This window comes from Microbacterium neimengense (genome assembly GCF_054782995.1).
Genome location: NZ_BAAGRK010000015.1, coordinates 590,759 through 614,716, shown reverse-complemented (window position 1 = coordinate 614,716; position 23,958 = coordinate 590,759). Strand labels below are relative to the sequence as shown.

The following is a 23,958-nucleotide window of genomic DNA, read 5'->3' as shown; positions in this document are numbered from 1 at the left end:
CACCCGATGGAGTATCGATGACGAACACCAAGTCGCCAAAGTCGCCCGCATGGAAAGCCGCATTCGAGCAGATTTCGACAAGCCTTGAACTGGGCGCCGACGGCATCGGGTTGTTCGCCATCGATCAGCGCTTCGGGGTTGATGACATTCGCACGGCGGCTGCCGAGTCGATCACAGGGGGTGGTGACGACAAGAAGCTCGACATCATCTACTTGGACACGACTCGTGGTTTGCTTGTTGTGGCGCAGTGCTTCGACTCGCCCGTCGCAAAGAAAGCCGCGCCCGCCAACAAAGCGTCCGACTTGAATGCGGCGATCGCGTGGCTGCTGACCTCTGACCTCGATGTGGTTCCAGAAGGAATCCGCGGGCGTGTCGCGGAGGTGCGTGACGCAATCGAATCTGAGTCCGTTCGCGACTTCCACCTGTGGTATGTCCACAACGCACCAGAGTCCAAGAACGTAGCCGTTGAGGTTGCGAACGCCGAGCGAACGGCTGCGCATCTGCTCGCTAAGCGCGGCGGGATCCAGGTTTTTGCCGCGGAGGTGGGTTCGGAAACGCTCGAGCGTTGGCATCTGGGTTCGAAACGAACGATAAAGGTCACGGACGAGTTCAGCTTGCGTGTTTCGGACGCGGTGGAGTTGACAAGTGATCGGTGGAGCGCGGTTACGACGTTGGTACCCGGAGCGTGGCTGCGCAACATGTTTTTGACGCACAAGGAGGATCTCTTCTCAGCCAACGTTCGGGACTACTTAGGCTCGCGTAGAAGTGACGCGAACATCAACCACGGCATCAAAGAGACAGCGTCCGCTGAGCCTGCCGACTTCGCCGTTTACAACAACGGCCTTACCGCTCTGGTACTCGATTACAAGCTAGGCGCTCGCTCCAGGAGTGGGCGTCTTCTCCAGATCACCGGAATTTCGGTCGTAAATGGTGCGCAGACAACGGGCTCAATTGGCTCGCTCGACAGCGAGCCATCGTCAGATCTTCTCGTACCTGTCCGATTCGTCAAGTCGAGCGATCAAGATCTTCTCGACCGTATTGTGCGATTCAACAACCTTCAGAATAAGGTCCAGGCCGCTGATTTCCGCAGCGGCGACGAGATCCAGAACCGTCTTAGGTCGGAGTTTGCTCTCATGTATGGCGTTAGCTATGACGGGGGCCGTCGAGGCGGGTCAAGTGACGCGATTAAGCGAAGTCGGACCGCGCTACCGTCCTATACGGTTGGCCAGGTGCTGACGGCGTTCCACGGTGATCCAGTCGCCGCCTATGATAAAAAAGCGGAGATCTGGATTGACGACTCTATGTATGCGCGCGTTTTCTCTGAGCGGACGACCGGAGCGCACATCTTGTTCGTGTATTCCCTATACGACGCCCTCACTACGCGCCTGCTCAAGCTTCGACAGAAGGCCCGAGAAGGCGATGGCGCGCTCTCCGAGGCGGAGCAACGTGAACTGGACTTTCTCTCGTTGAAAGGCGCGCCGTATCTTCTCCTTGAGGTTGTGGCGCGTTCGCTCGAGACTATCCTGGGGAAGACGATCGCCAATCGGTTTAGCCTCCGGTTCAAGGCCTCGCCGTCGCTGTCTGACGCCGCCGACTGCTGGGCGCCGGTGATCGACGCCATTCTGCCGCTCTCGGAGCAACTTAGAGGGGCTTTCAACCGCGGCCGTGTGGCTCGCGACGGAAAGGACTCCGCAATTGAGAAGCTCGACGGATTGTTCCGCGCATTCCTCAATTTTCAACCCGGCGCATTCGAGGCTTTCGCGAAGCGCGTGGCGATAGTGGAACCTTTAACTAGCTAGTCGGCTCTCAAGTGAGCGGAAGGGTCCATCCTCGCGACAGCGCAAGTACGTGGCCCCAGCTGGCTCGGAGCAGCGTTGTCGGCGGAGTACGTAGCACCAAGGTCTCGCGCGCGAGGATATGACGACAGCCGCGCGGGCTCGCCCCGAGCCGCGGCCGAGATAGCCAGCGACGTTTCCCCTTGCCCGGTCTGGATCTTCGCGGTGGCTCCGCTGCTACTCGATCGTGGCGAGGTTGCCCAAGCTTCTGAAGATCTCGGGGCGGCTGACCCCGCCAAGACACCCGGCATGGCGAAAAGCCCAAGGACCTCCAACGTGCGGTCGCTCAACGCTGCAGTAGCCGGATGCGCCATTGCCTCGGCACCGCGCGTTTCGCAGGGATGAATGCCGCTCACGCTGTCGAGATCTTAGGCCCTCGCGGCATACTGGGCCGTGACAGAGTCGACTCGGAGTTCCGGTGGCGCTCGACGAGGTGGCCGCGCCGCCGCCGCGAGGGAAGGTTCCGTCGGCGGGGCGCGGCCCGAGGCGTCGGTGGTTCGGGGGCAGGTGACACCCCTACGCGCGCTCACGAGAGCACGCGCTTCCACACGCCCTCGTAGCTGACCGGCTCGAACCCGATGGCCTCGTTGATGTCGAGCATCGGACGGTTCTCCTCCGCGTTGTACGTGACGACGCGCGTCGAGGTCGGAGCGACTCGCGGCCACGCGAGCAGTCCCTCGGCCTTCACGAGCATGCCGAGCCGGTGACCGCGATGCGTCGAGAGCACGAGGGTGTCGTACTGGTGCGACGCGATCTCCGGGTCGACCCCAAGCACGAGCTCGTTGAACGCGCACAGCTCACCGGTGGCGATGTGCTGCGCAGCGGTCACCAGCATCCGACGCCCGCCGTCGAGGATCTCGGCGTCCCAGGTGCGCACACGCTCGGCGTCCCAGGTCTCCTCGTCCACGACCAGGTCGGCGGAGGGAGCGTCCGTCGACATGCGCGACTTCATCCAGGCGTAGCCCTCGACGTACTCGTCGGGCGTGGGGGTCTCCCATTGCACGACGCGGTAGTCGGTGGATGCGGCGCGCGCGTCGGCAGCATGGCGCTCGAGTGCTGCCCGACTCCCCGCGAGGGTGAAGGCGCTCTTGCGCACAATCTGCTCCAGCGTGTAGCCGTGCCGCAGCAGGAACCGCGCCGGATGATCGAGCGGCACCGTGCCGAAACCCGTCGGAGGCGTCAACTGCTCGCCGTCGGCGGGCGGATGCTCTACCCAGCTCTGCATGACGGTGCGACCGTGCGCGCGGGCGGTCTCTTCGAGGAGTGCGTGCGCACGCTCGCCGATTCCCTGACCCCACGCGTCGCGCCGGAGCTCGATGAAGACGTATGCCGTGCGCGACCCTTCCTCCTGAGGCAGATCCATTCCCATGCGGCCGACCGGCTCGTCATCGAGGAGCACGAGCCAATGTAGTCGCCGCTCATGCCGGTCCGATCGTGCGATGGGCGCTAGCTCGCCCGGTGTCATCCGGTCGTCGTCCGCGCCGGAGATCTCGCGATAGACCTCGTTGCGGATGGCGGCGAGCCGGTGGAAGTCCCGGGCTCCGGGCCCGTCGAGGTCCGTGGGGACCTCGACGGGCCGCAGCTCGAGCGTGGTGAGGGTGCTCATGATGGTGCTCCGTGAGTTGTTCGTGGCGATCATCGGATCGTTGGCTGGGCTCCCGTGCGCACGACGGCGAGGTCGTACGCGCGGCGGACGTCCTGCGCGAGGAGGGCCCGAGCGTTGGCCTCGGGGGAGACGCGTCGCCGAGAGCGGTCACGCCCCCAGAGCAGCAGCCGGAGTCCGACGTGCATCGCGATGCGGTCGATGAGGGTGGGCCGTGCCACGGGCGACGGCGGGTGGGTGGGAAGCGACGCCCGGATGGGGGCGTTGTGAGTGATATTCACGATGGTTCTCCGAGTGAGAGCGGGCAGGATGCGGCCGCCGGACGGGGCCGCAGTGCGGTCGGGAAGGGCCGACCACGTGCGGAGGGCACGGGCGGCGGAGGAACGAACGGTTCAGCGTGCGATCGACTCCGCGCGGAGGCCTGCCCGGTGATGGGCAGACTGATCCCCGGCGAGGGTCAACGAGCGGTGTGCGTGCGACCGTTCTGGAACACACCGACGGAGCGGATCGCATCGACGGCGCACGTGTTCGGCGCGGTGGTGACAAGCAGACGAGTCATCTTGCGATCTCCTTTCTCAACGTCGGTTGGCAGATCAGGACGCTAGCGTGTCTGAGAGACAGCTGTCAACATCCCGGGCGTGTCGCGCTCTCGGGCTGCGTCGCTGCGAGGCGCGAGAGGGCCGCTCCGGTAACGTCGTGAGAAGCCCGACGACCGGAGGATCCGCATGCACCTGAAGAGCGTGACGCTCAAAGGGTTCAAGTCGTTCGCGCAGCCCACGACCTTCGCCCTCGAGCCCGGTGTCACCGCGATCGTGGGACCCAATGGATCCGGCAAGTCGAACGTCGTCGACGCTCTCGCCTGGGTCATGGGGGAGCAGGGGGCGAAGACCCTCCGCGGCGGCAAGATGGAGGACGTCATCTTCGCCGGAACGTCCACCCGGGGTCCGCTCGGCCGCGCCGAGGTGCAGCTCACGATCGACAACGCCGATGGGGCGCTTCCGATCGAGTACGCCGAGGTGACGATCAGTAGAACGCTGTTCCGCAACGGCGCCAGCGAGTACGCGATCAACGGCCAGTCCTGCCGCCTGCTCGACGTGCAGGAGCTGCTCAGCGACTCGGGACTGGGCCGCGAGATGCACGTCATCGTCGGGCAGGGGCGCCTCGACACCGTGCTGCAGGCGAGCCCCGAAGACCGTCGGGGCTTCATCGAAGAGGCGGCCGGCATCCTGAAGCACCGTCGGCGCAAGGAGAAGACCCTTCGCAAGCTCGAGGCCATGGAGGCGAACCTCACCCGCCTCAGCGACCTCGCCGGCGAGTTGCGCCGTCAGCTCAAGCCGCTCGGGCGCCAGGCCGACATCGCGCGCGAGGCGGCGACGATCGCCGCCGTCGTCCGCGACGCACGGGCGCGGCTGCTCGCTGACGAGCTGGTCGCGCTGCAGGCGGAGCTCGCCGACTTCGCGCGCAACGAGCAGGATCGCCGCGCGGAGCGGACCCTCCTGCAGGACCGCGCCGATCAGGTCAAGGCGCGCGTCGCAGCCCTCGAGACGCAGGAACGATCCGAAGCGGTGGATGCAGCGCGCCGCGTCGCCTTCGGACTCGAGCAGGTACAGGAGCGCCTGCGGGGTCTCTACACGCTCGCGGGGCAACGGCTGAGCCTGCTCTCCGAGGACGAGGACTCCCTGGCGCCGACCCCGACCGTGTCGCAGGCGGCCATCGACGAGGCGCGCGAAGAGCTCGACACGATCACGACCGGTGTCGGTGAGGCCGAGGACGCCGCAGCGGCCGCAGGGCGCGACGTGACCCGTGCGCGTGCGGAGCTCGACGCGCTGGACGCCGACATCGCCGCGCAGAGCGCCCTCGTCTCCGAGCACGACATGCGCCTCACGGCCCTGCGCGGCACGGCGGAGGCGGCGGAATCGGCGCTGGCGGCCGTTCGTGCTGCGGTCGAGCGGCAGCAGAAGGCGCTCGATGCCGCCCTCGCTCGCCGAGCCGAGGCGGAGGAAGAGCTCGCGAGCGCCGACCCGGACCTGGTTCCCGAGACCTCATCGGCGGAGCACGCCGCCGCCTACGAGCAGGCGCAGCGGCACGCCGCAGACGCCGAAACCCAGGTGGCCGGCATCCGGGAGCGACTGCACGCCACCGAACGCGAGGTCGACGCGCTCTCCGCTCAGGTGAAGACCCTCGGGCGCGCGCTGGACGTGCGCACCGGCGCCTCCGAGCTCATCGCGGCCGGCGGCAGCGGTGTCCGCGGGCTCGTGGGCGATGCCGTTCAGGTGACCTCCGGCTACGAGGCCGCCATCGCTGCCGCGTTGGGCGCCGTCGCCGAGGGCGTGCTCGTCGACACCGAGGCGGATGCGGTGGATGCGGCGGCGGTGGCCCGCGGCGGAGACTTCGGCGTCGTCGACATCGTGATCGCGGAGGTGTCCGCCCCGGCCGACATCCCCGACATCGAGGGCGCGGTGCGGGCGACCGACGTCGTGAGCGCTCCGGCGGGCGTCGCGGGACTCCTCGCGCGCGTCGTGATCGCCGCGGATCTTTCGGCCGCGCAGGGCGTCCTCGCCGCGGCACCCGACCTCACCGTCGTCACGCGAACGGGCGAGATCGTCACCCGCTTCTCGGTGCGCGCGGGCAGCGGTCAGGGCCGCTCTCGGCTCGAGCTCGCAGCAGAACGCGATGCCGCCGCGGAGCGACTCGGTGAGCTGCAGGTGGTCGCCGACTCCCTGCGTGAAGCCCTCTCCGATCAGACACGCGCGCTCCAGGAGTCGCGCGCCCGCACCAAGCACACTCTCGATGCGCTGCGCTCGCACGATGCGGCTCTCGCCGCGCATGCGGAGAAAGTGAACCGTGCGACGGTCCGACACGAGGCGGCGGTGGCGGAGTGCGAGCGGCTCACGCAGACGCTGAGCCAGGCGCAGGCGGCGGTGGTCGAGGCGGAGGATTCCGCACGTGTCGCGGCGGACCGACTCGCGTCGGCGCAGGAGGCCCCTCGTCCGATCCTCGATGCGTCGGCTCGCGACGGCATGCTCGCCGCCCTCGACGCGGCGCGCGACGGCGAGATGCGTGCCCGCCTGGACGTGGAGACTCTTCGCGAGCGGATCCGCGCCGGCGAGGCCCGCATCGCCCAGCTCCAACGTCAACGCGAACGAGAGCGCGCGGCGGCCGAGGAAGCCGCTCGCCGCGCGGTGATCCGCCGGCGCCAGCGCGACATCGCCGCATCCGTCGCCGCTCAACTGCCGGCGCTGCTGGACTCGGTCGATCGCTCGGTGTCGCAGGCGCGCGTGGAGCTCGCCGCGGCGGAGTCCGCACGCACGGCCGTCACGGCGGAGCTCTCCGAGGCGCGACGCGAGGAGGCGGCGCTGCGGGAGCGGCTGAGCGGCCTGACGGAGAGCGTCCACGGGCTCGAACTGCGCATCCACGAGAAGAAGCTCCACGTCGGCTCGCTCCGCGAGAGGGTGCAGAGCGAGCTCGGTCTGGACGAGGACATTCTCATTGCGGAATATGGTCCGGATCAACCGATCCCGGATGATGCCGCCGAGCCCACAGAGGACGGGGAACAGCCCGCGATCCCCTTCGATCGGGGCCAGCAGCGCAAGCGCTTGCAGGAGGCGGAGCGCAAGCTCGCGCAACTCGGACGGGTTAACCCGCTCGCGCTCGAGGAGTTCGCAGCGCTCGAGCAGCGGCACACGTTCCTCACCGAGCAGCTCGCCGACCTGACACAGACCCGCAAGGACCTGCTCACGATCATCGAGGAACTCGACGAGCGGATGCGGTCGATCTTCCTCGAGGCGTTCGAGGACACCCGCGTCGCGTTCACCGAGGTGTTCCCGCTGTTGTTCCCCGGTGGCACGGGCAGCATCGCGCTCACCGATCCCGACAACCCGCTCACGACCGGGATCGACGTCTCGGTACGGCCGGTCGGCAAGAAGGTCGAGCGGCTTTCGCTGCTTTCGGGCGGGGAACGCTCACTCGCCGCCGTCGCGTTGCTCGTTGCGATCTTCAAGGCGCGGCCCAGCCCCTTCTACATCCTCGACGAGGTCGAGGCTGCGCTCGACGACGCCAACCTCGGGCGCCTGCTGACGGTCTTCGAGCAGCTTCGCGCATCCAGCCAGCTGATCGTCATCACGCACCAGAAGCGGACGATGGAGATCGCTGACGCGCTGTACGGCGTCTCCATGCGTCAGGACGGCGTCTCGGCTGTCGTGGGGCAGCGGGTGCGCGAGCGCGAATCCGCGTGAGCCCGGCCGCGTAGGCTGGAGTCATGGCCGAGAGATCGTGGTCGCTGGGGCGTGCCCTGCGAGGGATGTTCGTCAAGCCCGTCATCGACGAGAGCACGTGGGAGGACCTCGAGACGGCCCTGCTCACGGCGGATTTCGGTCCCGACGTGACCGAGCGTCTCATCGATGAGCTGCGCGAGAAGGTCGATCGGTACCGGACCACCGACCCGAAGGATCTCCAGCGGATGCTGCGCGAGACCCTGGAGGAGCACTTCGCGAAGTTCGATTCCACCCTCCGGCTCACCGAACGACCGGCCGTCGTCCTCGTCGTCGGTGTCAACGGGGTGGGCAAGACGACCACGATCGGCAAGTTCGCGAACTTCCTGCGCCGCTACGACCGCTCGGTCGTCGTCGGCGCCGCCGACACCTTCCGTGCCGCGGCCGTCGACCAGCTCGCGACCTGGGCCGAGCGCGGGGGAGCATCGATCGTGCGTCCGCAGCAGGAAGGACAGGATCCCGCATCCGTCGCCTTCCAGACCGTGGCCCACGCGATCGAGACGGGTACCGAGATCGTCCTCGTCGACACCGCCGGACGCCTGCACACCAAGGGCGGGCTCATGGACGAACTGGGCAAGATCAAGCGCGTCATCGAGAAGCAGGCGCCGATCAGCGAGGTGCTGCTCGTGCTCGACGCGACGACCGGTCAGAACGGTCTGATGCAGGCCGAGGCCTTCCTCGAACAGGCGGGGGTCACCGGCCTCGTGCTCACCAAGCTCGACGGCTCCGCGAAGGGCGGGTTCGTGCTGGCGGTGCAGGAGCGTACCGGCATTCCCGTCAAGCTGTTGGGTCAGGGCGAGGGCATCGGAGACCTCACCGGATTCACGCCCCACGTCTTCGTCGAGCAGCTCGTCTCCTGAGCCGCGCGCCGGACTACCGCCCGGCGGCGGGGGCTGGTTTCATTGACTCATGGCGATCGAACACGACTTCTTCGGACTTCTGGAATCAGGGCCCGACGGGTCCATCTTCTGGTCCGAGAACGTCGAGTTCGGCGACCAGAGTGTCACGGTCGATCTCACGGCTCCCGATCAGGAGGACGTCTCGGTGGCAGCCCTCGACGTCGCCGCCTCCCTCATCTCCTCGCTCGAGCAGCTCGACCTGCTCGCGCGCAACGCCATGATCGGCGAACTGGACGACCGCACCAGCGAGGTGACGGAGTACATTCTGCAGCAGCAGGACACCTTCGGCGAGGACATCACCGATCTCCTCGTGGACATCTCCGGTGACGTCCATGTCGACGTCATCCGCTCGCTGCAGCTCACCAGTATGACGATCCTCGCCGACGAGCACGGCGGTTCGGATCCCTTTGCCGTCCTCGAATATGCGCTCGATGCGGATGCGACCGACGATGTGCTCCTGGTGAACCTCGACTCGGACGGCGCGGTGATCTCGGTCACGAGCGCCGACTGAACTCACTCCGACGGCACAGCCGACGCCGCGGCGATCAGTTCGCGCGTGAAGGGGTGCTGAGCGCCGGTGAAGACCGCCTCGGTGGGGCCTTCCTCGACGACGCGGCCGGCGGACATCACGACCACGCGATCACTGACGCGCCTGACGACGGCGAGGTCGTGCGAGATGAAGACGACGGCGGCCCCCGTCGTGGCCGGCAAGGTGAGGATGAGGTCGAGGATCCCGGCCTGCGTCGCCACATCCAGCGCCGACACGGGCTCGTCGCACACCAGAACGTCCGGGGCGGCAGCGAGCGCCCGCGCGATGGCCACGCGTTGCCGCTGCCCGCCGGACAGCGTCGCCGGACGTCGTCGAAGGAGCGCGGGGTCGAGCCCCACCCGTTCGAGGAGCCCTCGAGGAGCCGGCGAGCCGGGAGCGGACGAGGCCGTCAGGATGCGTTCGACGCTCCAGCGGGGATCGAAGCTGCCCGACGGGTCCTGCGGTACGAGTCGGATGCGCGGTGCGGGTGTTCCGAGCGTGATCGTGCCGGTGTCCGGATGCTCGGCGCCAACCAGGAGACGGGCGAGGGTCGTCTTGCCCGACCCGGATGCGCCGACGACGCCGACGACCTCGCCTGCCTGGATGCGGAGGTCGACGTCCGTGAGGGCGGTGACCGAGCGATATGCACGCCTCAGGCCCGCCGTGCTCAGAAGCATGCGGCCCGCCGGCTGCGCGGCGATCGACTTCGGCCCGCGCGGCGACGCGGCGAGCAGCGCGCGGGTCGCGGCGTGGCGCGGTGCCGACAGCACTTGAGCCGTCGGGCCCGACTCCACCACGGTGCCGTCCTCCAGAACGGCCACTCGGTCGGCGATGCGGGCGACGGCGGCGAGGTCGTGGCTGATCAGCAGGACCGCTCGGCCCTCGTCACGGATGCGGGCGAGGAGATCCAGCACATGCACCGCCACCGTGGCGTCCAACGCGGTCGTCGGCTCGTCGGCGATGAGGATGTTCGCGCCGCCCACCATCGCGGAGGCGATGAGGGCACGTTGACGCATTCCACCGGAGAGCTCGCCGGGGCGGCGCGCCAGCAGCGTTTCCGGCTCCGGAAGCCCCGCGTCCGAGAGAGCCTGCACGACGCGTTCGCGTCGGAGGGACCGGGGGATCCGGCGCAGCGCGAGTGTCTCTCCGACTTCCGCCTCGATCGTCCGCAGCGGGTCCAGCGATTGGAGGGCGTCCTGCAGCACGAGCGCGACGTCGCGCCCCCGCATCCCTCGCCAGCCGCGCCGTCCGGCGCGTCTGACATCGCGCCCCGCGATCTCGAACCGCGAGGCGGCGACCGAAGCTCCGGTCTGCTCCTGCGTAAAGCCCAGGAGCGTACGTGCCAGCACCGACTTACCCGCACCGGACGAGCCGACGAGGGCGACGATCTCGCCCGGGTTGACCTCGAGGTCGACGCCGCGCAGGACGTCGCCCGTGCCGGGAAGCGTGACCCGCAGTCCCGCCACGTGCAGCCCGCTCATGGGCGCACTCCGCCCGCCAGGCGCCGCCCGACAGCCGTGAGCACGGCGGCCGTGACGACGATGGCGAGTCCGGGAAAGACCGTCAACCACCAGGCACTGCCGATGTAGACACGCCCCGCGTTGAGCATCGCCCCCCACTCCGGCGACGGCGGGAGCGCCCCGAGCCCCAGGAAGCTGAGCGCCGAGACCCACACGATCGCCTGTCCGACGCCGAGGGTCGCGACCGAGACGAGCGGCCACAGCGCGTTGGGCGCGATGTGCCGGAGGAGGATGCGCACCGGCCCGACATGCTCGAGGCGCGCGTACTCGACATAGCCGCTGCGTGCGACCTGCCGCACCTGGGTGCGCAGCATCCGCGCGTAGCCCGGCGTCGTCGCGAGCCCGATGGCGACCACCGACGCCGCCGTCCCCGGCCCCGCCACAGCCACGAGAAGGAGGGCCATGACGAGCGTCGGGAGAGCGAAGAGCACCTCGATGATCCGCGACAGCGCCGCATCCAGCCACCGCGGGCCGAGGCCGGCGGTGAACCCGAGCAGAAGACCGGCCCCGACGCCGATCGCGGTCGCCGCGGCCCCGACACCGGCGGATGCGGCGGTGCCATGCACGACGCGCGTGTACAGATCGCGCCCCGATTCGTCCGTCCCGAACAGGTGCGCGGGGCTCGGCGGGCGGAACGCTTCGGCGGGGGCGATCGCGAGCGGGTCGCCCGGAGCCAGGAGTCCGGGCCAGATGATGGCCACGATCAGCACGGCGAGTCCGATCAGTGCCGTGACGCCCGCCGCACCCCACATGGAGACGAACACTCTCAGAACTCCCGGCCGGAGCCGCGTCGAGCCTGCGGTAGTCATGCGCCGACCGCCACGGTCGGCACGCGCAGCGACCGGGCCCGCCGACCGCGAAGGCGCGGGTCGACGAGAAGCTCAGCCGCATCCGTCAGCACGACCACGACGACGTAGATGAGCGCCACCACGACGACGGCGCCGATCACCAGCGGCACGTCGCGTGCGGTTGCGGCGTCGATGAGCAGGCGTCCGAGACCGGGGCGCGCGAAGAGGGCTTCGACCACGACCGCGCCGGAGAGCAGGCTGCCGTAGGCCCACCCGGAGAGCGCCAAGGCGGGAAGTGCCGCGTGCCGCAGCGTGTGCCGCAGCAGCACGCGCACCTCGGACGCGCCGCGGCTGCGAGCCGTCGTCGCGAAGGGAGCGGCGTCGGCACTGCTGAGCGAATCGCGCATGACCTGCGCGAGGAAGCCGGCGATCGGAACGGCGAGGGTGAGGACGGGGAGCACCAGCCCCGCCGGATCGGCGCCGACGCTCGTCGCGGGCAGCACGCGCCAGGTCGCGGCGAACAGCAGGATGAGGACCGCGCCGAGCCAGAACTGCGGCATCACGGTGGCGATCGTCTCGACGGAGCGCAGGACGGTGGACACGACCCGCGCAGCCCGGCCGCGCCCCACCGTGACGATGATCGCCCCGATCAGTGCCAGCACCCACGCGACCACCAGGGCGAGGGTTGCGAGAAGGAGGGTGGAGGGCAGTTGCGCGGCGATGAGATCGGCGACGGGCTGCTTCCTGGCGTACGAGTCGCCCAGCTGCACGGTGGCGATCCGGCTCAGTTGCAGCAGGTACTGCACGACCAGCGGCTGGTCGAGCGCGTAGGCGCGGGTCGCCGCCTCCACCGTCTCGGGCCCCGCCTGGGAACCCGGGCCGCCGAGGATCGCCTCGAGGGGGTCGCCGGAGGCGCGCAGCGCGAAGAACACCACGGTGGACACGAGCCAGACGACCAGCAGCGCCGATCCGACGCGCGCCGCCACCCAGCGAAGCACCCTCACCGAGCGCTCAGCCGTTCAGCCGCGCGTCGATGAAGGTCGGCGTGGCCACCGTGCCCAACGTCGTCACACCGCTCGCGCCGCGCACCAGGAAGTGGTTCTGCTGGTCGTAGAGGGGGAGGATGGCGTAGCTGTCGAGGATGATGTGCTGCGCCTGGGCGTACAGGTCGGTGCGCTGCGCGTCATCGGATGCGGCCGACGCCTGGTCGAGGAGCACGTCCAGCTTCGGATCGGACAGCTGTGCGTGGTTGGCGAAGTAACCGCTGGGCGCGGGGACGATGCCGTCGGAGTCGTACAGGATGCGCAGGACGTCGGGTCCCACCTTCGTGTACGGCGCGCTCACCGCCTCGTACTCCTTCGCACCGAGCGCGGCGTACCAGCCCGACAGGTCCAACGGGGTGATCTGGACGTCGAAGCCCACGTCGCCGGCGTTCGCCTGGATCTGCTCGAAGAGCGACTGCTCCGCCGCCACCGACTGGTTGGTGCTGACGGGGAAGCGCACGCTGAGGCGCGCTCCGTTCTTCGTGCGAACGCCGTCCGCATCCCGCGCGGTCCAGCCGGCTTCGTCGAGCAGCTGTTCGGCGCGCGCAGTGTCGGTCGTGAACAGCGATGCGTCGCTGACGGCGGCGGGCTCCGTGCTCGCGAGCGGCGAGAAGGAGCGCGTGACCGTGCCCTGGTAGAGGGCCGCGATGCCCGGGTCCGGATCCGCTGCTCGGACGAACGCCTCGCGCACACGGATGTCATCGAAGGGTGCCTGGCCGGTGTTCAGCTCGATGCGGTTCACGGAGCCGGGTCGCGGCGCGTCGATGTGGGTCGTGTCGGTGGAGTTCTCCGCCGCGACGATCGCGTCCGGCTGCGGGTTGTCGATGACCTGCACCTCACCCGAGAGCAGCGCGGCCTGCCGTGTCGCGGCATCCGGGATGAAGCGCCACTCGATCGCGTCGAGGTAGGCGGGGCCTTCGTGCTGGGCCTCGGGGCCGGGGGAGGCGTAGTTCTCATTGCGCACGAGGTGCACCGACTCCTGCGGCGTCCAGGAGTCGACGACGAAGGGGCCCGTGCCGATGGGTGCCTTGCAGTTCTCCTCCTGCCCGCGGGCGATTCCCGCGGGGGACTCGATCGCGGTCCACTGCTGGCTGAGCGACTCCAGGAGTGCGGAGTCGGGGGCTGCGAGGTGGAAGCGTGCGTGCGTCGCGTCCACGACCTCGACGTCGGACACCTTCGCGACGGCCAGATAGCCCGTGCTGGACGCGGTGTCGGGGTCCTTCAGGTGCTCGATGTTGGTCTTGATGGCGGCCGCATCGACGGGGGTCCCGTCGGTGAAGGTCAGCCCGTCGCGGAGGGTGAAGTCCCACGTGAGTCCGTCGTCGCTGACCTGCCACGACTCGGCGAGCCACGGCGTGATGGTGCCGTCCGCGTCGCGGCCGACGAGCGGCTCCAGGTACTGCGTGGAGATGAGCGCCTGCGGGTAGTTGCCGCCGACGTGCGGGTCGAGGCAGGTCGGCTCGGCGTCACCGGTGGCGTAGACGAGGGTCCCGCCGTCACGCGGAGCGCCAGCCGTGCCCCCGGCTGCGCACGCGGTGAGGGCGAGGGCGGCGGCAAGGCCGGCGACCGCCACGGCGGCGCGACGAGAGCTGAGAGGTGCAGGGATCATGGGGGAGCCTTCGGCGAGGAGGGGCACACGGAAGCGCGCGGACGGACTTGCTGTATCCGGTCCAAGAAACCAGCCTACCGCGGTTCCGTGGTCCGGCTCCGTCGCATCCGAGGCGCGGGCGCTGACTAAGCTGCTCGGATGACCGACGTACCGCGGATGGGACGGCCTCGGGCGAGCTCGCCCGAGACGATCGCCGAGGCCGCATGCGAGCTGTTCTTCGAGCAGGGGTACGACGGAACCTCGATCGGAGACATCACCCGTCGCGCCGGCGTCGCGCGAGCCAGTTTCTTCAACTACTTCCGTGCGAAGAGCGACGTGCTCTGGTCCGGCTTCGATGCGCGCTTGGCGGCGGCTTTCGGCGCTATGGCCGGGGGCGCAACCGTCCCCGACGCTCTCGCTCGCATCGGGCGCGACCTGACTCCCGACACGCTCGCGCTGGCGATCACCAACGCGGACGCCATGGGTCTCGGCGAGGAACTCGAGAGGCAGCGCGCCGAACGGCTGGCGCTGCTCCAGCGTGAGATCGCCCGCCGGCTGACAGACGCGACCGGCGACGCTCTGCTCGCACAGATCCGCGCAGCCGCCTACGGCGCGGCTGTTCTCGGTGCGGTCTGGATGTGGGCGCAGCGCGGTGCCTCGTCGGTGTCGCTGGAGGGTCTCCTGCAGCACGCACTGTCGATCTCTGGGCGCTTCGGAGGGTCCGACGACTCATCCGCCGCCGCGCTCGCGTAAAATCGACGCATCATGGCGACTTTCGGCACCCTCTCCGACCGGCTCACTGAGACCTTCCGCAACCTGCGCACGAAGGGGAAGCTCACCCCCGCCGACGTCGACGGGACGGTGCGCGAGATCCGTCGCGCCTTGCTCGACGCCGACGTCGCGCTCGCGGTGGTGAAGGAGTTCACGGGCAAGGTCCGCGAGCGGGCGCTCGGCGACGAGGTCAACCGTGCGTTGAACCCCGCGCAGCAGGTCGTGCAGATCGTCAACGAGGAGCTCGTCGCCATTCTCGGTGGCGAGCAGCGTCGTCTGCAGTTCGCCAAGACGCCGCCCACCGTCATCATGCTCGCGGGTCTTCAGGGCTCCGGAAAGACGACGTTCGCCGGAAAGCTGGCGCGTCTGCTGGAGAAGGACGGCCACACGCCGCTCCTCATCGCCGCCGACCTCCAGCGTCCCAATGCCGTCAACCAGCTTCAGGTCGTCGCCGAGCGCGCGGGAGCGGCCATCTACGCCCCTGAGCCCGGAAACGGCGTCGGCGACCCCGTACGCGTCGCACGCGACGGTGTCGAGTACGCCCGTCGCCACCAGCACGACACGGTCATCATCGACACCGCTGGGCGCCTCGGCGTGGACGCGGAGCTCATGAAGCAGGCCGCCGACATCCGCACGGCGACCGACCCTGACGAGGTGCTGTTCGTCATCGACGCGATGATCGGTCAGGATGCGGTCAACACCGCGACCGCCTTCCAGGAGGGCGTGGACTTCACCGGCGTCGTCCTCTCCAAGCTCGACGGCGATGCCCGCGGCGGTGCAGCGCTCTCCGTGGCCTCGGTCACGGGTCGTCCCATCATCTACGCCTCGACCGGTGAAGGACTGGAGGATCTCGAGCCCTTCCACCCGGACCGCATGGCGAGCCGCATCCTCGATCTCGGTGACATCCTCACCCTGATCGAGCAGGCGCAGCAGACCTTCGACGAGGCCGAGGCGATGAAGGTCGCCGAGAAGCTGGCGAAGGAACAGTTCACCCTCGAGGACTTCCTCGAGCAGCTGCAGCAGATGAAGAAGATGGGCTCGATGAAGAAGATGCTCGGGATGCTCCCGGGCATGGGCCAGATGAAGCAGCAGCTCGACAACTTCGACGAGCGCGAAATCGATCGCACCGAGGCGATCATCCGCTCGATGACGCTGGCCGAGCGCCGCAACCCCAAGCTTCTCAACGGCTCGCGGCGCCTGCGCATCGCGCGCGGATCGGGCATGACGGTCACCGATGTGAACCAGCTCGTGCAGCGCTTCGACCAGGCTGCCAAGATGATGAAGACGGTCGCGCGCGGTGGTGTGCCCAGCATGCCCGGCGTCGGATCGATGGGTCGACCGGGTGCGTCCGCCAAGCGCGGCAAGCAGCAGAAGGCGAAGGGTTCGCGCTCGGGCAACCCGGCCAAGCGCGCCGCCGAGAACGCGGGACTCCCGGCTGCGGAGCCGACCGGGTCGGGCTTCGGCCTGGGCGGCGGCAAGGCGCCGAGCGAGGCCGATCTCGCCGAGCTGCAGAAGATGCTCGGCCGCGGCTGAGTCCGCCTCAGAGCACGATGCCCGCGTGCGCGAGAACCGTGCGCACGTGACGGGCGAGGTACTCCTGTCCCTCGGCGGTCGGATGCTCGCTGTCCCACTGCAGCAGTTCTGGGTTCTCTTGGAGCGGCTGACCCAGCCAGACGAACGTGCCGTCGGCGGCCTCCACGGCTGAGCGGAGTGCGTCCGAGCTCCACGCGATGGACTGCGGCGCTTCCCAGGGCTGATTCCACAGGGTGCTCAGCCCGACGATCCGCGTCGAGGGGAGCGCCGCGTGGAGTTCCTCGACCGTGTCGCGTGTCGCGGAGTCGATATCATCGGCGTCCTCGTCCGAGTCGTTGTCCGACGACTGCAGGATGACCATCGCGGGTTTGAGGTCGATGGCTTCCTGCGCGAGCGCGGAGAAGTTCGTCCCGCAGTCGCCGGCGACCACGAAGCCCGCGCCTCCGCAGGAGAGGTTGACGATGTCGAGGTGCGTCTGCTCGCCCAGCAGCACCGGCCACGCTTCGTCGGGGTCGAGGCCGTATCCCGACATGATCGAGTCGCCGATCGTGACAATGACGGCGTCGGAGGCGACGGTCGGCGTCCGCGTCGGCGCTGCCGAAGGGGCGGGCGACGCGGTATGCGGAGCGCTGTTCGGTCGGGGCGGCGGCGCAGCGGCGCACCCGACCATCGTCAGCGCCGCCGCGCCGACAGCGGCCCAGGCGGTTACGTGGAGCCGATGGTGGCGGGCGATCACGGGACCACGGTAGGCAGCGAGTTTATGAGTGCGGTACAGGTTCACCCGCGGGCGGCCAGCGGTGCGCGGCGCTCGGGGCCGGCGCGGAACTCGCGGATGAGGTGCTGCACCACCTGGCGCAGGTCGCCGCCGGATGCATCCGCGACCGCGAGCTGGCGCGCGTAGCTGGCGCCTTGCGCGAGCGTGGTGCGCACGCCCTCGAGCTCCTGGGCGCACTTGAGCTCGACGGCGATGTCGCCCACACGCTCGAGCGTGGCCTCGAGATGCTCGACGACGCTCTCCTGCCGTCCGTCTCGATCGACGATGACCCGTGCACCCAGTCCGTACCGCGCGGCGCGCCACTTGTTCTCGCGCACGAACCACGGCTGCAGCGTGGGCAGCTCCTCGCCGGCGTCGAGTCGGCGGGAGAAGTCCTCGACGAGCGTCTGCGTGAGAGCGGCGACCGCGGCGAGCTCGGGCAGGGTCGACATCCCGTCGCACGCGCGCACCTCGATGGTGCCCCATCGCGGGGCGGGACGGATGTCCCAGCGCACCTCGGTGGCATCCGCCATCACCTCGGTGCGCACCATGTCGTCGAGGTACGCCTCGTACTCGGCCCAGTTGCCGAGTCCCCACGGCAGCCCGGCCGTCGGCAGCTGCTGGAACACGAGGGCGCGGTTGGATGCGTATCCGGTTCGCTCGCCCGCCCAGAACGGACTGGATGCGGAAAGTGCCTGCAGGTGCGGGAGGTAGGTGGACAAGGCGTTGATGATGGGAAAGACCTTCGTGACGTCGTCGACGCCGACGTGCACGTGGATTCCCCAGATCATCATGTTGCGCCCCCACCACTGGGTGCGTTCGATGAGCGAGTGGTAGCGGGTCTTGTCGGTGACCTCCTGGTCGTACCACTGCGCGAAGGGGTGGCTTCCCGCGCACAGGAGCTCCACACCGCGCGGATCCGTCGCGGTGCGGACGGTCGCGATCGCATCCGCGATGTCGTCGACGGCGGCCTCGACGGTGTCACCGACGCCGCTGGTGACCTCGATCGTGTTGGTGAGAAGCTCGCCGGTGACCTGGAACCGCTCGGGGGCGACCGACTCCGCGAGCTCGTCGATGATTTCGGGCCCGCGGGGCACCAGATCGCCGGTGCGCCCGTCGGCGAGCATCAGCTCCCACTCGAGGCCGACGGTCGAGCGGCGCGACGGGGCGAAGGGGACGGTCACCGGCTCAGTCTGACACGCGGCGCCGCCTGGTTCGCGAGCCGCGTCATCATCTGGCAAAATAGACAGCTGGACCCCGCCCGACCCTCTATCCGGCCGGGTCCGAACCACAGAGCTTCCGCCGGGTGTGCACCCCACGCTCCAGGCGACCAGTTCGACCACCTTCCACACATTCAGGAGAATCGTGGCTGTCAAGATCCGTCTCAAGCGTCTCGGAAAGATCCGTGCGCCCTACTACCGCATCGTCGTCGCCGACTCGCGCACCAAGCGCGACGGTCGCGTGATCGAGGAGATCGGTCAGTACCACCCGACCGAGGAGCCCTCGGTCATCAAGGTCGACTCCGAGCGGGCGCAGTACTGGCTCGGCGTCGGCGCTCAGCCGACCGAGCAGGTCCTCGCCATCCTCAAGCTCACGGGCGACTGGGGTCGTTTCAAGGGCGACAAGGACGCCGTGAGCACCGTCAAGTACGCAGAGGGCAAGGCTCCCTTCGAGGTCGACTCGGCCAAGAAGTCGGTCATCAAGCCCAAGGCCGAGAAGAAGGCTGAGGAGCCCGCTCCCGTCGAGGCCGAGGCCGCCGACGAGGCAGCTGAGAGCACCGAGGCGTAATCATCGTGCTGGCTGCCGCGCTCGAACACGTCGTCAAGGGGATCGTTGACAACCCCGACGCCGTGCGCATCGTCTCGTCCACGTCGCCGCGAGGCGACGTGCTCGAGGTGCACGTCCACCCCGATGACCGGGGTCGCGTGATCGGGCGCGGCGGTCGCACCGCCAAATCTCTGCGGACCGTGGTCACGGCCCTCGCCGACGGCAGCCGCGTGCGCGTCGACGTCGCCGACGACTGATGGCGGCCGCATCCGGTGACGGAGCGCGCGCATCCGCGCCGCGCCCCGGCAAGACCCAGCTTCGCGTCGGTCGCCTCGTCAAGGCCCACGGCCTCAAGGGTGCCCTGAAGCTCGAGCTGTACACGGACGACCCCGACGGTCGGTTCGTCCCCGGGGCGGAGTTCACCCTCCAGGTCCCCGACTCGTCGCCCTGGTTCGGTAAGACGGTCACCGTTCGCGAGTTCCGATGGATGAACACGCATCCCGTCGCGTTCTTCGAGGGAGTCGACGACCGCGACGCGGCCGAGTCCCTCGTGCGCGCCATTCTCTGGATCGACCAGGACGAGCAGAGCATCCCCGACGAAGAGGACGCGTGGTTCGACCACCAGCTCGTCGGCCTCGACGTCGTTCGCGACGGTGTCGTCGTGGGACGAGTCGCTCGTGTCGACCACCTTCCCGCGCAGGATCTGCTGGCGGTCGCCGTCGGCGAGAACGAAGTGCTGGTCCCGTTCGTCAAGGCGATCGTCCCCGAGGTGGATCCCGCCGCGGGACGCGTCGTCATGACGCCGCCGGCCGGGCTCTTCGAGGAGCTTCCGGCCGACGACGAGTCCGCCGCCGAAGACGAAACGGCCGCGACCCGCGAGGACTGACGTGCGCATCGACGTCATCACGATCTTCCCCGAGTTCTTCGACGTCCTCGAGGTCTCGCTCCTCGGCAAGGCCCGCGGCAACGGGCTGCTGGATGTGCGCGTGCACAACCTGCGCGACTTCACGACCGACCGGCACCGCACGGTCGATGACACCCCGTATGGCGGGGGAGCGGGCATGGTGATGAAGCCCGAGCCCTGGGGTCTCGCGCTCGACGCGATCGCACAGGAGGCGACGTCTCCGCCGACCTTCGTCTTCCCTTCGCCGGCGGGCGAACGGTTCGTTCAGGCGACGGCTCGCGAATGGAGCGGCCTGGATCACCTCGTCTTCGGCTGCGGCCGGTACGAGGGCATCGATGAACGGGTCTTCACCTACGCGGCCTCACTCGGACAGGTGCGACTCGCCAGTCTCGGCGATTACGTGCTCAACGGCGGGGAGGTGGCGGCGATGGCCATGATCGAGGCCGTCGGACGTCTCGTGCCCGGCGTCGTCGGCAATCCCGAGAGCCTCGTCGAGGAGTCGCACGAGGACGGGCTCCTGGAGTATCCGTCGTACACGAAGCCCTCCGAGTGGCGTGGCCTGTCCGTTCCCGAAGTGCTTCTGAGCGGACATCACGGCCGCGTTGCCGAGTGGCGTCGCGACCAGCAGGTGGAACGCACGCGCGAGCGGCGTCCCGACCTGCTCGTCGACTGAGCGCGGCTCAGTCGACGCCGAGGAACCCCCGGTCGGTCAAGACGACGGGGCCCTCCGCCGTGACGGCGACGGTGTGCTCCGTGTGCGCGCCGCGGGAGCCGTCGGCGCTGCGCAGCGTCCAGCCGTCCGGGTCGGTGACCAGACGATCGGTCGTCTCCAGCAGCCACGGCTCGAGTGCCACCACGAGGCCTTCGCGCAGCGGGTAGCCGCGGCCGGGCTTGCCGTCGTTCGGGACATGCGGGTCGCCGTGCATGACGCGGCCGACACCGTGGCCGCCGAAATCCGTGTTGATGGAGTAGCCGGCACCGTGGGAGACGGCGGCGATCGCCGCCGAGACATCGCCGACGCGGTTGCCGACCGTCGCCGTCTGGATCGCCGCATCCAGGGCGATGCGCGTGGTCTCGATAAGGCGAAGATCCTCGTCGCGGGCGGTTCCGACCACGAAGGAGACGGCGGAGTCCGCGACCCAGCCGTCGACGGATGCCGCGAAGTCGAGCGAGACGAGGTCACCGTCGCGCAGCGTGTAGTCGAAGGGGAGCCCGTGCAGCACGGCGTCGTTGATCGAGGTGCAGATCACCTTGCCGAACGGGCTGGCACCGAAGGACGGGTGGTAGTCGATGTAGCAGGACTCGGCGCCGGCCTTGCGGATCATGTCGTGCGCTCTGCGATCCAATGTCAGCAGATTCGTGCCGACCTTCGTCTCGTCCCGCAGCGTCGCCAGCACTTCGGCGACGAAGCGCCCGGCCGGTCGCATCTGCTCGATCTCGGCCGGCGTGCGCAGTTCGATCATGGTGCTCCTTCGTTCTCTCCTCCATTCTCTCCCGCTCGCGGCGTCAGTGTCGTGCCCCGCGGCCGCGTGCTCCGCTGGGCGTCCGCCCCGAGTGTCGCTCATGCGCGGCCCACGGCGACGGGTGCCCGCGTACGATGCAGGCATGTGGCTTCGTCGTGCCGGCTTCCACTGGCTTCTGCCCTCCGCCTTCCTGCTGCCGCTCTGGCTCTTCGTCGGGTGGACGGTGACGGGTGCCGGCGGCTGGGCTCTGCTGTGGGTGCTGTTCATCGCCATCCCGTCCGTCTTCTTCGGTCAGCTCCTGCTCACGCTGTTGACCCGTCTTCGGCCGACGGCACGCGCCGAACGCGCGCTCTCCTGGTGGGATGTGGCCGGTTACGGCCTCTGGCACGCGTTGACGATCGCTCTCGGCTTGTTCGTTCAGCAGTGGTGGGCGCCCGTCATGGTGCTGACGGTGCTGGTGGGGGTCGCGAACATCTGGCTCCAGCTGTGGCAGCTCTGGCGCGAGGCGCGTCCGCGAGCAGCCGTGCTCCACGCCAGCGACGGCACCGCCTACATCCCGCCGACGAAGCCCTCGCCGGCAGCCTCCGCGCCGGCGCACGAGGTCATCGTCGTCGAGGAGACGCTGCAGCGCGACGCGTGAAGTTGGCGCCCGGAGCGGCGCATGGCAGAATGGTTGTTTGTGCCCTGACCGGTCTCTGCCTCAGGGGAGACAGCCACGCATCCCGCGTGGTGCGGGCACCGCTCCTACTTTCGTAAACACCAGTTTCGCAGCCGACCTGTGGCGGTTGCAGGAAGAGATCACTCATGCAGATCCTCGACGCCGTCGATGCGGCTTCGCTCCGCTCCGACATCCCGGACTTCGGTCCCGGCGACACCGTCAAGGTGCACGTCAACATCACCGAGGGCAACCGCTCGCGTATTCAGGTCTTCCAGGGCGTCGTTATCGGCCGCCAGGGCGACGGCGTGCGCGAGACCTTCAACGTCCGCAAGATCAGCTTCCAGGTCGGCGTCGAGCGCATCTTCCCGGTGCACTCGCCGATCATCGACAAGATCGAGGTCGTGACGCGTGGTGACGTGCGTCGCGCCAAGCTGTACTACCTCCGCAACCTCCGCGGCAAGAAGGCGAAGATCAAGGAGAAGCGCGACCGCTGATCGCGCTCTGTCACGAAGCCCCGACCGCTCCGGCGTCGGGGCTTCGTCGTGTCCGCGGCCGCGCGCTGATGTGCGACGCTAGAGTGCGGCTCGTGCCGCCTGTATCTCGAGGAACTGCATGAGCACCGACAACCCCTCCGTCGACGACGCATCGTTGCCGCGCCGATCCCGGCCCCGCCGGCGGCGCGGTGCGCTGATCTTCCTGCGCGACGTCCTGGTCATCATCCTGATCGCGTTGCTGGTGTCGTTCCTCGTCAAGACGTTCCTGGTGCGCTCGTTCTACATCCCGTCGGCGTCGATGGAGAACACGCTGATCGAGCAGGATCGCATCCTCGTCGACGAACTGACGCCGCGTTTCGGGGGATACGAGCGCGGTGACGTCGTGGTGTTCCGCGACCCGGGCGGCTGGCTGGGCTCCTCGGTGTCCGCTCCGAGCCAGGGGCCGATCGTCGACGGCATCGAGTGGGTGCTCTCCCTCGTCGGGCTTGCCGCGCCAGACAGCGACGACCATCTCATCAAGCGCATCATCGGCCTTCCCGGCGATCATGTCGTCTGCTGCAACGATCTGGGGCAGATCACGGTCAACGGTGCTCCGATCGACGAATCCTCCTATCTGCTGCTTCCCGATCCCGGCGCTCCGGCATCCTCGCTCGACTTCGACGTCACGGTGCCGGAGGGGTCGCTCTGGGTGCTGGGGGACAACCGCTATCGGTCGAAGGACTCGCGGTACAACCAGGACCAGCCCGGCCGGGGCTTCGTGCCCATCGACAACGTCGTCGGACGCGCGTTCCTGATCACCTGGCCGTTCGACCGCTTCGGCGGTATCGACTTCCATCACGAGGTGTTCGCCGACGTCCCGCGGCCGGAGGGCCAGTGAGCCCGATCCAACCGACGCTGCGGCTGGAACGGCGCCTGTGGGCCGAACAGCGCGTCGTCATCGCATGCGACGAGGTGGGGCGAGGCGCTCTCGCCGGCCCGGTCGTGATCGGCGCGACGGTCATGGCGCCGCGAACGCGCCGCGTCCGCATCCCAGAGGGACTACGCGACTCGAAACTCATCCCCGAGGCGCGCAGAGCGGATGTTGCCCGCGCCGCCGCGGCGTGGGTCGACGCGAGCGAGCTCGGGTGGGCGACCGCCGCCGAGATCGACGCGGTGGGGATCACGCGGGCACTCGGGCTCGCCGCGCACCGCGCGCTCGACGGCCTGCGCGCGCAGGGCGTGGACATGACGGATGCGGTCGTGCTGCTCGACGGCAACCATGACTACATCACGCCTGCGGGCGTGACACCGTATGAGGTTCGCACCGTCATCAAGGGCGACCGCGACTGTGCGAGCGCTGCCGCCGCATCCGTCGTCGCCAAGGTCGCGCGCGACGCGCACATGGTCGCGCTGCACCCGGATGCGCCCGCGTACCTCTGGGAGCGCAACAAGGGTTATGCGAGCCCGGAGCACCGTGCCGCCATCGCCGCGCACGGGCTTCACGCGCATCATCGCGCCTCGTGGCAGATCGCCTCGGCGCCCACACTCTTCTGAGACCG

At 68.9% G+C, this 23,958-nt stretch carries 23 protein-coding genes; 14 read left to right on the top strand and 9 right to left on the bottom strand.

Annotation, left to right across the window (positions count from 1 at the left end):
• Window positions 1–17: 17 nt before the first annotated feature.
• Window positions 18–1,799 carry an AIPR family protein gene (locus ACYVJS_RS13550; protein ID WP_460740412.1) on the top strand — a complete coding sequence of 594 codons (1,782 nt, stop codon included), beginning with the start codon at window positions 18–20 and terminating at the stop codon, window positions 1,797–1,799.
• A 562-nt stretch (window positions 1,800–2,361) separates the two neighbouring features.
• Here the strand turns inward: ACYVJS_RS13550 and ACYVJS_RS13545 are convergent.
• Together ACYVJS_RS13545 and ACYVJS_RS13540 are read right to left on the bottom strand one after the other, a co-directional pair.
• The gene (locus ACYVJS_RS13545) at window positions 2,362–3,441 is read right to left on the bottom strand and encodes a GNAT family N-acetyltransferase (protein WP_460740411.1); all 1,080 of its coding nucleotides are present in this window, start codon (window positions 3,439–3,441) and stop codon (window positions 2,362–2,364) included.
• 29 nt (window positions 3,442–3,470) lie between these two features.
• A complete protein-coding gene (locus ACYVJS_RS13540; protein ID WP_460740410.1) occupies window positions 3,471–3,719 on the bottom strand; it encodes a hypothetical protein in 249 nt (82 codons plus the stop codon).
• Window positions 3,720–4,163: 444 nt separating this feature from the next.
• On the opposite strand from ACYVJS_RS13540, the gene smc reads away from it, so the two are divergent.
• From smc to ACYVJS_RS13525, 3 genes are read left to right on the top strand one after another with little or no spacing between them, the layout of a single operon-like run.
• Window positions 4,164–7,673 carry a chromosome segregation protein SMC gene (gene smc, locus ACYVJS_RS13535; RefSeq protein WP_460740409.1) on the top strand — a complete coding sequence of 1,170 codons (3,510 nt, stop codon included), beginning with the start codon at window positions 4,164–4,166 and terminating at the stop codon, window positions 7,671–7,673.
• A gap of 23 nt (window positions 7,674–7,696) precedes the next feature.
• A complete protein-coding gene (ftsY, locus tag ACYVJS_RS13530) occupies window positions 7,697–8,569 on the top strand; it encodes a signal recognition particle-docking protein FtsY (protein ID WP_234075294.1) in 873 nt (290 codons plus the stop codon).
• Window positions 8,570–8,618: 49 nt separating this feature from the next.
• The gene (locus ACYVJS_RS13525) at window positions 8,619–9,119 is read left to right on the top strand and encodes a DUF2004 domain-containing protein (RefSeq protein ID WP_234075295.1); all 501 of its coding nucleotides are present in this window, start codon (window positions 8,619–8,621) and stop codon (window positions 9,117–9,119) included.
• A gap of 2 nt (window positions 9,120–9,121) precedes the next feature.
• Here the strand turns inward: ACYVJS_RS13525 and ACYVJS_RS13520 are convergent, their stop codons facing one another.
• From ACYVJS_RS13520 to ACYVJS_RS13505, 4 genes are read right to left on the bottom strand one after another with little or no spacing between them, the layout of a single operon-like run.
• Window positions 9,122–10,618 carry an ATP-binding cassette domain-containing protein gene (locus ACYVJS_RS13520; protein WP_460740408.1) on the bottom strand — a complete coding sequence of 499 codons (1,497 nt, stop codon included), beginning with the start codon at window positions 10,616–10,618 and terminating at the stop codon, window positions 9,122–9,124.
• Window positions 10,615–11,466 carry an ABC transporter permease gene (locus ACYVJS_RS13515; protein WP_460740407.1) on the bottom strand — a complete coding sequence of 284 codons (852 nt, stop codon included), beginning with the start codon at window positions 11,464–11,466 and terminating at the stop codon, window positions 10,615–10,617. The genes ACYVJS_RS13520 and ACYVJS_RS13515 overlap by 4 nt, the downstream gene beginning before the upstream one ends.
• Window positions 11,463–12,449 carry an ABC transporter permease gene (locus tag ACYVJS_RS13510; protein ID WP_460740406.1) on the bottom strand — a complete coding sequence of 329 codons (987 nt, stop codon included), beginning with the start codon at window positions 12,447–12,449 and terminating at the stop codon, window positions 11,463–11,465. The genes ACYVJS_RS13515 and ACYVJS_RS13510 overlap by 4 nt, the downstream gene beginning before the upstream one ends.
• 7 nt (window positions 12,450–12,456) lie before the next feature.
• Window positions 12,457–14,097: an ABC transporter substrate-binding protein gene (locus ACYVJS_RS13505; RefSeq protein ID WP_460740405.1), complete on the bottom strand. Its 1,641-nt coding sequence runs from the start codon at window positions 14,095–14,097 to the stop codon at window positions 12,457–12,459.
• A 138-nt stretch (window positions 14,098–14,235) separates the two neighbouring features.
• On the opposite strand from ACYVJS_RS13505, the gene ACYVJS_RS13500 reads away from it, so the two are divergent.
• A complete protein-coding gene (locus ACYVJS_RS13500; protein WP_460740404.1) occupies window positions 14,236–14,829 on the top strand; it encodes a TetR/AcrR family transcriptional regulator in 594 nt (197 codons plus the stop codon).
• A gap of 12 nt (window positions 14,830–14,841) precedes the next feature.
• Window positions 14,842–16,380, top strand: a complete 1,539-nt coding sequence (ffh, locus tag ACYVJS_RS13495) for a signal recognition particle protein (protein WP_460740403.1) — start codon at window positions 14,842–14,844, stop codon at window positions 16,378–16,380.
• A gap of 7 nt (window positions 16,381–16,387) precedes the next feature.
• Here the strand turns inward: ffh and ACYVJS_RS13490 are convergent, their stop codons facing one another.
• Together ACYVJS_RS13490 and ACYVJS_RS13485 are read right to left on the bottom strand one after the other, a co-directional pair.
• Window positions 16,388–17,116, bottom strand: coding sequence for an SGNH/GDSL hydrolase family protein (locus ACYVJS_RS13490; protein WP_460740402.1), 729 nt, complete (start codon window positions 17,114–17,116; stop codon window positions 16,388–16,390).
• Window positions 17,117–17,157: 41 nt separating this feature from the next.
• Complete coding sequence (locus ACYVJS_RS13485; RefSeq protein WP_460740401.1) at window positions 17,158–18,318, bottom strand: glutamate--cysteine ligase; 1,161 nt, start codon at window positions 18,316–18,318, stop codon at window positions 17,158–17,160.
• Between the two features lie 181 nt (window positions 18,319–18,499).
• On the opposite strand from ACYVJS_RS13485, the gene rpsP reads away from it, so the two are divergent.
• Genes rpsP through trmD form a run of 4 tightly spaced genes read left to right on the top strand, consistent with a single transcriptional unit; the run spans window position 18,500 to window position 20,478 of the window.
• On the top strand, window positions 18,500–18,922 hold the full coding sequence (gene rpsP, locus ACYVJS_RS13480; protein ID WP_274285482.1) for a 30S ribosomal protein S16: 423 nt from the start codon (window positions 18,500–18,502) through the stop codon (window positions 18,920–18,922).
• A 5-nt stretch (window positions 18,923–18,927) separates the two neighbouring features.
• Complete coding sequence (locus ACYVJS_RS13475) at window positions 18,928–19,158, top strand: RNA-binding protein (protein WP_137417151.1); 231 nt, start codon at window positions 18,928–18,930, stop codon at window positions 19,156–19,158.
• Window positions 19,158–19,787: a ribosome maturation factor RimM gene (gene rimM, locus ACYVJS_RS13470; protein ID WP_460740400.1), complete on the top strand. Its 630-nt coding sequence runs from the start codon at window positions 19,158–19,160 to the stop codon at window positions 19,785–19,787. Before ACYVJS_RS13475 ends, rimM begins: the two co-directional genes overlap by 1 nt.
• 1 nt (window position 19,788) lies before the next feature.
• Window positions 19,789–20,478 carry a tRNA (guanosine(37)-N1)-methyltransferase TrmD gene (gene trmD, locus ACYVJS_RS13465; RefSeq protein WP_460740399.1) on the top strand — a complete coding sequence of 230 codons (690 nt, stop codon included), beginning with the start codon at window positions 19,789–19,791 and terminating at the stop codon, window positions 20,476–20,478.
• Window positions 20,479–20,485: 7 nt separating this feature from the next.
• Here the strand turns inward: trmD and map are convergent, their stop codons facing one another.
• Window positions 20,486–21,268, bottom strand: coding sequence for a type I methionyl aminopeptidase (map, locus tag ACYVJS_RS13460; protein WP_460740398.1), 783 nt, complete (start codon window positions 21,266–21,268; stop codon window positions 20,486–20,488).
• A gap of 142 nt (window positions 21,269–21,410) precedes the next feature.
• On the opposite strand from map, the gene ACYVJS_RS13455 reads away from it, so the two are divergent.
• The 4 genes from ACYVJS_RS13455 to ACYVJS_RS13440 all read left to right on the top strand — a co-directional run bounded on the left by ACYVJS_RS13455 (window position 21,411) and on the right by ACYVJS_RS13440 (window position 23,953).
• Window positions 21,411–21,908, top strand: coding sequence for an MFS transporter permease (locus ACYVJS_RS13455; protein ID WP_460740397.1), 498 nt, complete (start codon window positions 21,411–21,413; stop codon window positions 21,906–21,908).
• A 164-nt stretch (window positions 21,909–22,072) separates the two neighbouring features.
• Window positions 22,073–22,420 (top strand): 50S ribosomal protein L19, encoded by a 348-nt coding sequence (gene rplS / locus ACYVJS_RS13450; RefSeq protein ID WP_137417146.1) that lies wholly within the window; start codon window positions 22,073–22,075, stop codon window positions 22,418–22,420.
• 118 nt (window positions 22,421–22,538) lie between these two features.
• Window positions 22,539–23,297 (top strand): signal peptidase I, encoded by a 759-nt coding sequence (lepB, locus tag ACYVJS_RS13445; protein WP_344228586.1) that lies wholly within the window; start codon window positions 22,539–22,541, stop codon window positions 23,295–23,297.
• On the top strand, window positions 23,294–23,953 hold the full coding sequence (locus ACYVJS_RS13440) for a ribonuclease HII (protein WP_460740396.1): 660 nt from the start codon (window positions 23,294–23,296) through the stop codon (window positions 23,951–23,953). Before lepB ends, ACYVJS_RS13440 begins: the two co-directional genes overlap by 4 nt.
• Window positions 23,954–23,958: the final 5 nt, after the last annotated feature.

Excerpts from the sequence above, each read along its gene's own strand:
- ACYVJS_RS13550 (WP_460740412.1), top strand. The coding sequence starts at position 18 with ATGACGAACACCAAGTCGCCAAAGTCGCCCGCATGGAAAGCCGCATTC.
- ACYVJS_RS13545 (WP_460740411.1), bottom strand. The coding sequence starts at position 3,441 with ATGAGCACCCTCACCACGCTCGAGCTGCGGCCCGTCGAGGTCCCCACG.
- smc (WP_460740409.1), top strand. The coding sequence starts at position 4,164 with ATGCACCTGAAGAGCGTGACGCTCAAAGGGTTCAAGTCGTTCGCGCAG.
- ftsY (WP_234075294.1), top strand. The coding sequence starts at position 7,697 with ATGGCCGAGAGATCGTGGTCGCTGGGGCGTGCCCTGCGAGGGATGTTC.
- ACYVJS_RS13525 (WP_234075295.1), top strand. The coding sequence starts at position 8,619 with ATGGCGATCGAACACGACTTCTTCGGACTTCTGGAATCAGGGCCCGAC.
- ACYVJS_RS13520 (WP_460740408.1), bottom strand. The coding sequence starts at position 10,618 with ATGAGCGGGCTGCACGTGGCGGGACTGCGGGTCACGCTTCCCGGCACG.
- ACYVJS_RS13515 (WP_460740407.1), bottom strand. The coding sequence starts at position 11,466 with ATGACTACCGCAGGCTCGACGCGGCTCCGGCCGGGAGTTCTGAGAGTG.
- ACYVJS_RS13505 (WP_460740405.1), bottom strand. The coding sequence starts at position 14,097 with ATGATCCCTGCACCTCTCAGCTCTCGTCGCGCCGCCGTGGCGGTCGCC.
- ACYVJS_RS13500 (WP_460740404.1), top strand. The coding sequence starts at position 14,236 with ATGACCGACGTACCGCGGATGGGACGGCCTCGGGCGAGCTCGCCCGAG.
- ffh (WP_460740403.1), top strand. The coding sequence starts at position 14,842 with ATGGCGACTTTCGGCACCCTCTCCGACCGGCTCACTGAGACCTTCCGC.
- rimM (WP_460740400.1), top strand. The coding sequence starts at position 19,158 with ATGGCGGCCGCATCCGGTGACGGAGCGCGCGCATCCGCGCCGCGCCCC.
- map (WP_460740398.1), bottom strand. The coding sequence starts at position 21,268 with ATGATCGAACTGCGCACGCCGGCCGAGATCGAGCAGATGCGACCGGCC.
- ACYVJS_RS13455 (WP_460740397.1), top strand. The coding sequence starts at position 21,411 with ATGTGGCTTCGTCGTGCCGGCTTCCACTGGCTTCTGCCCTCCGCCTTC.
- rplS (WP_137417146.1), top strand. The coding sequence starts at position 22,073 with ATGCAGATCCTCGACGCCGTCGATGCGGCTTCGCTCCGCTCCGACATC.
- lepB (WP_344228586.1), top strand. The coding sequence starts at position 22,539 with ATGAGCACCGACAACCCCTCCGTCGACGACGCATCGTTGCCGCGCCGA.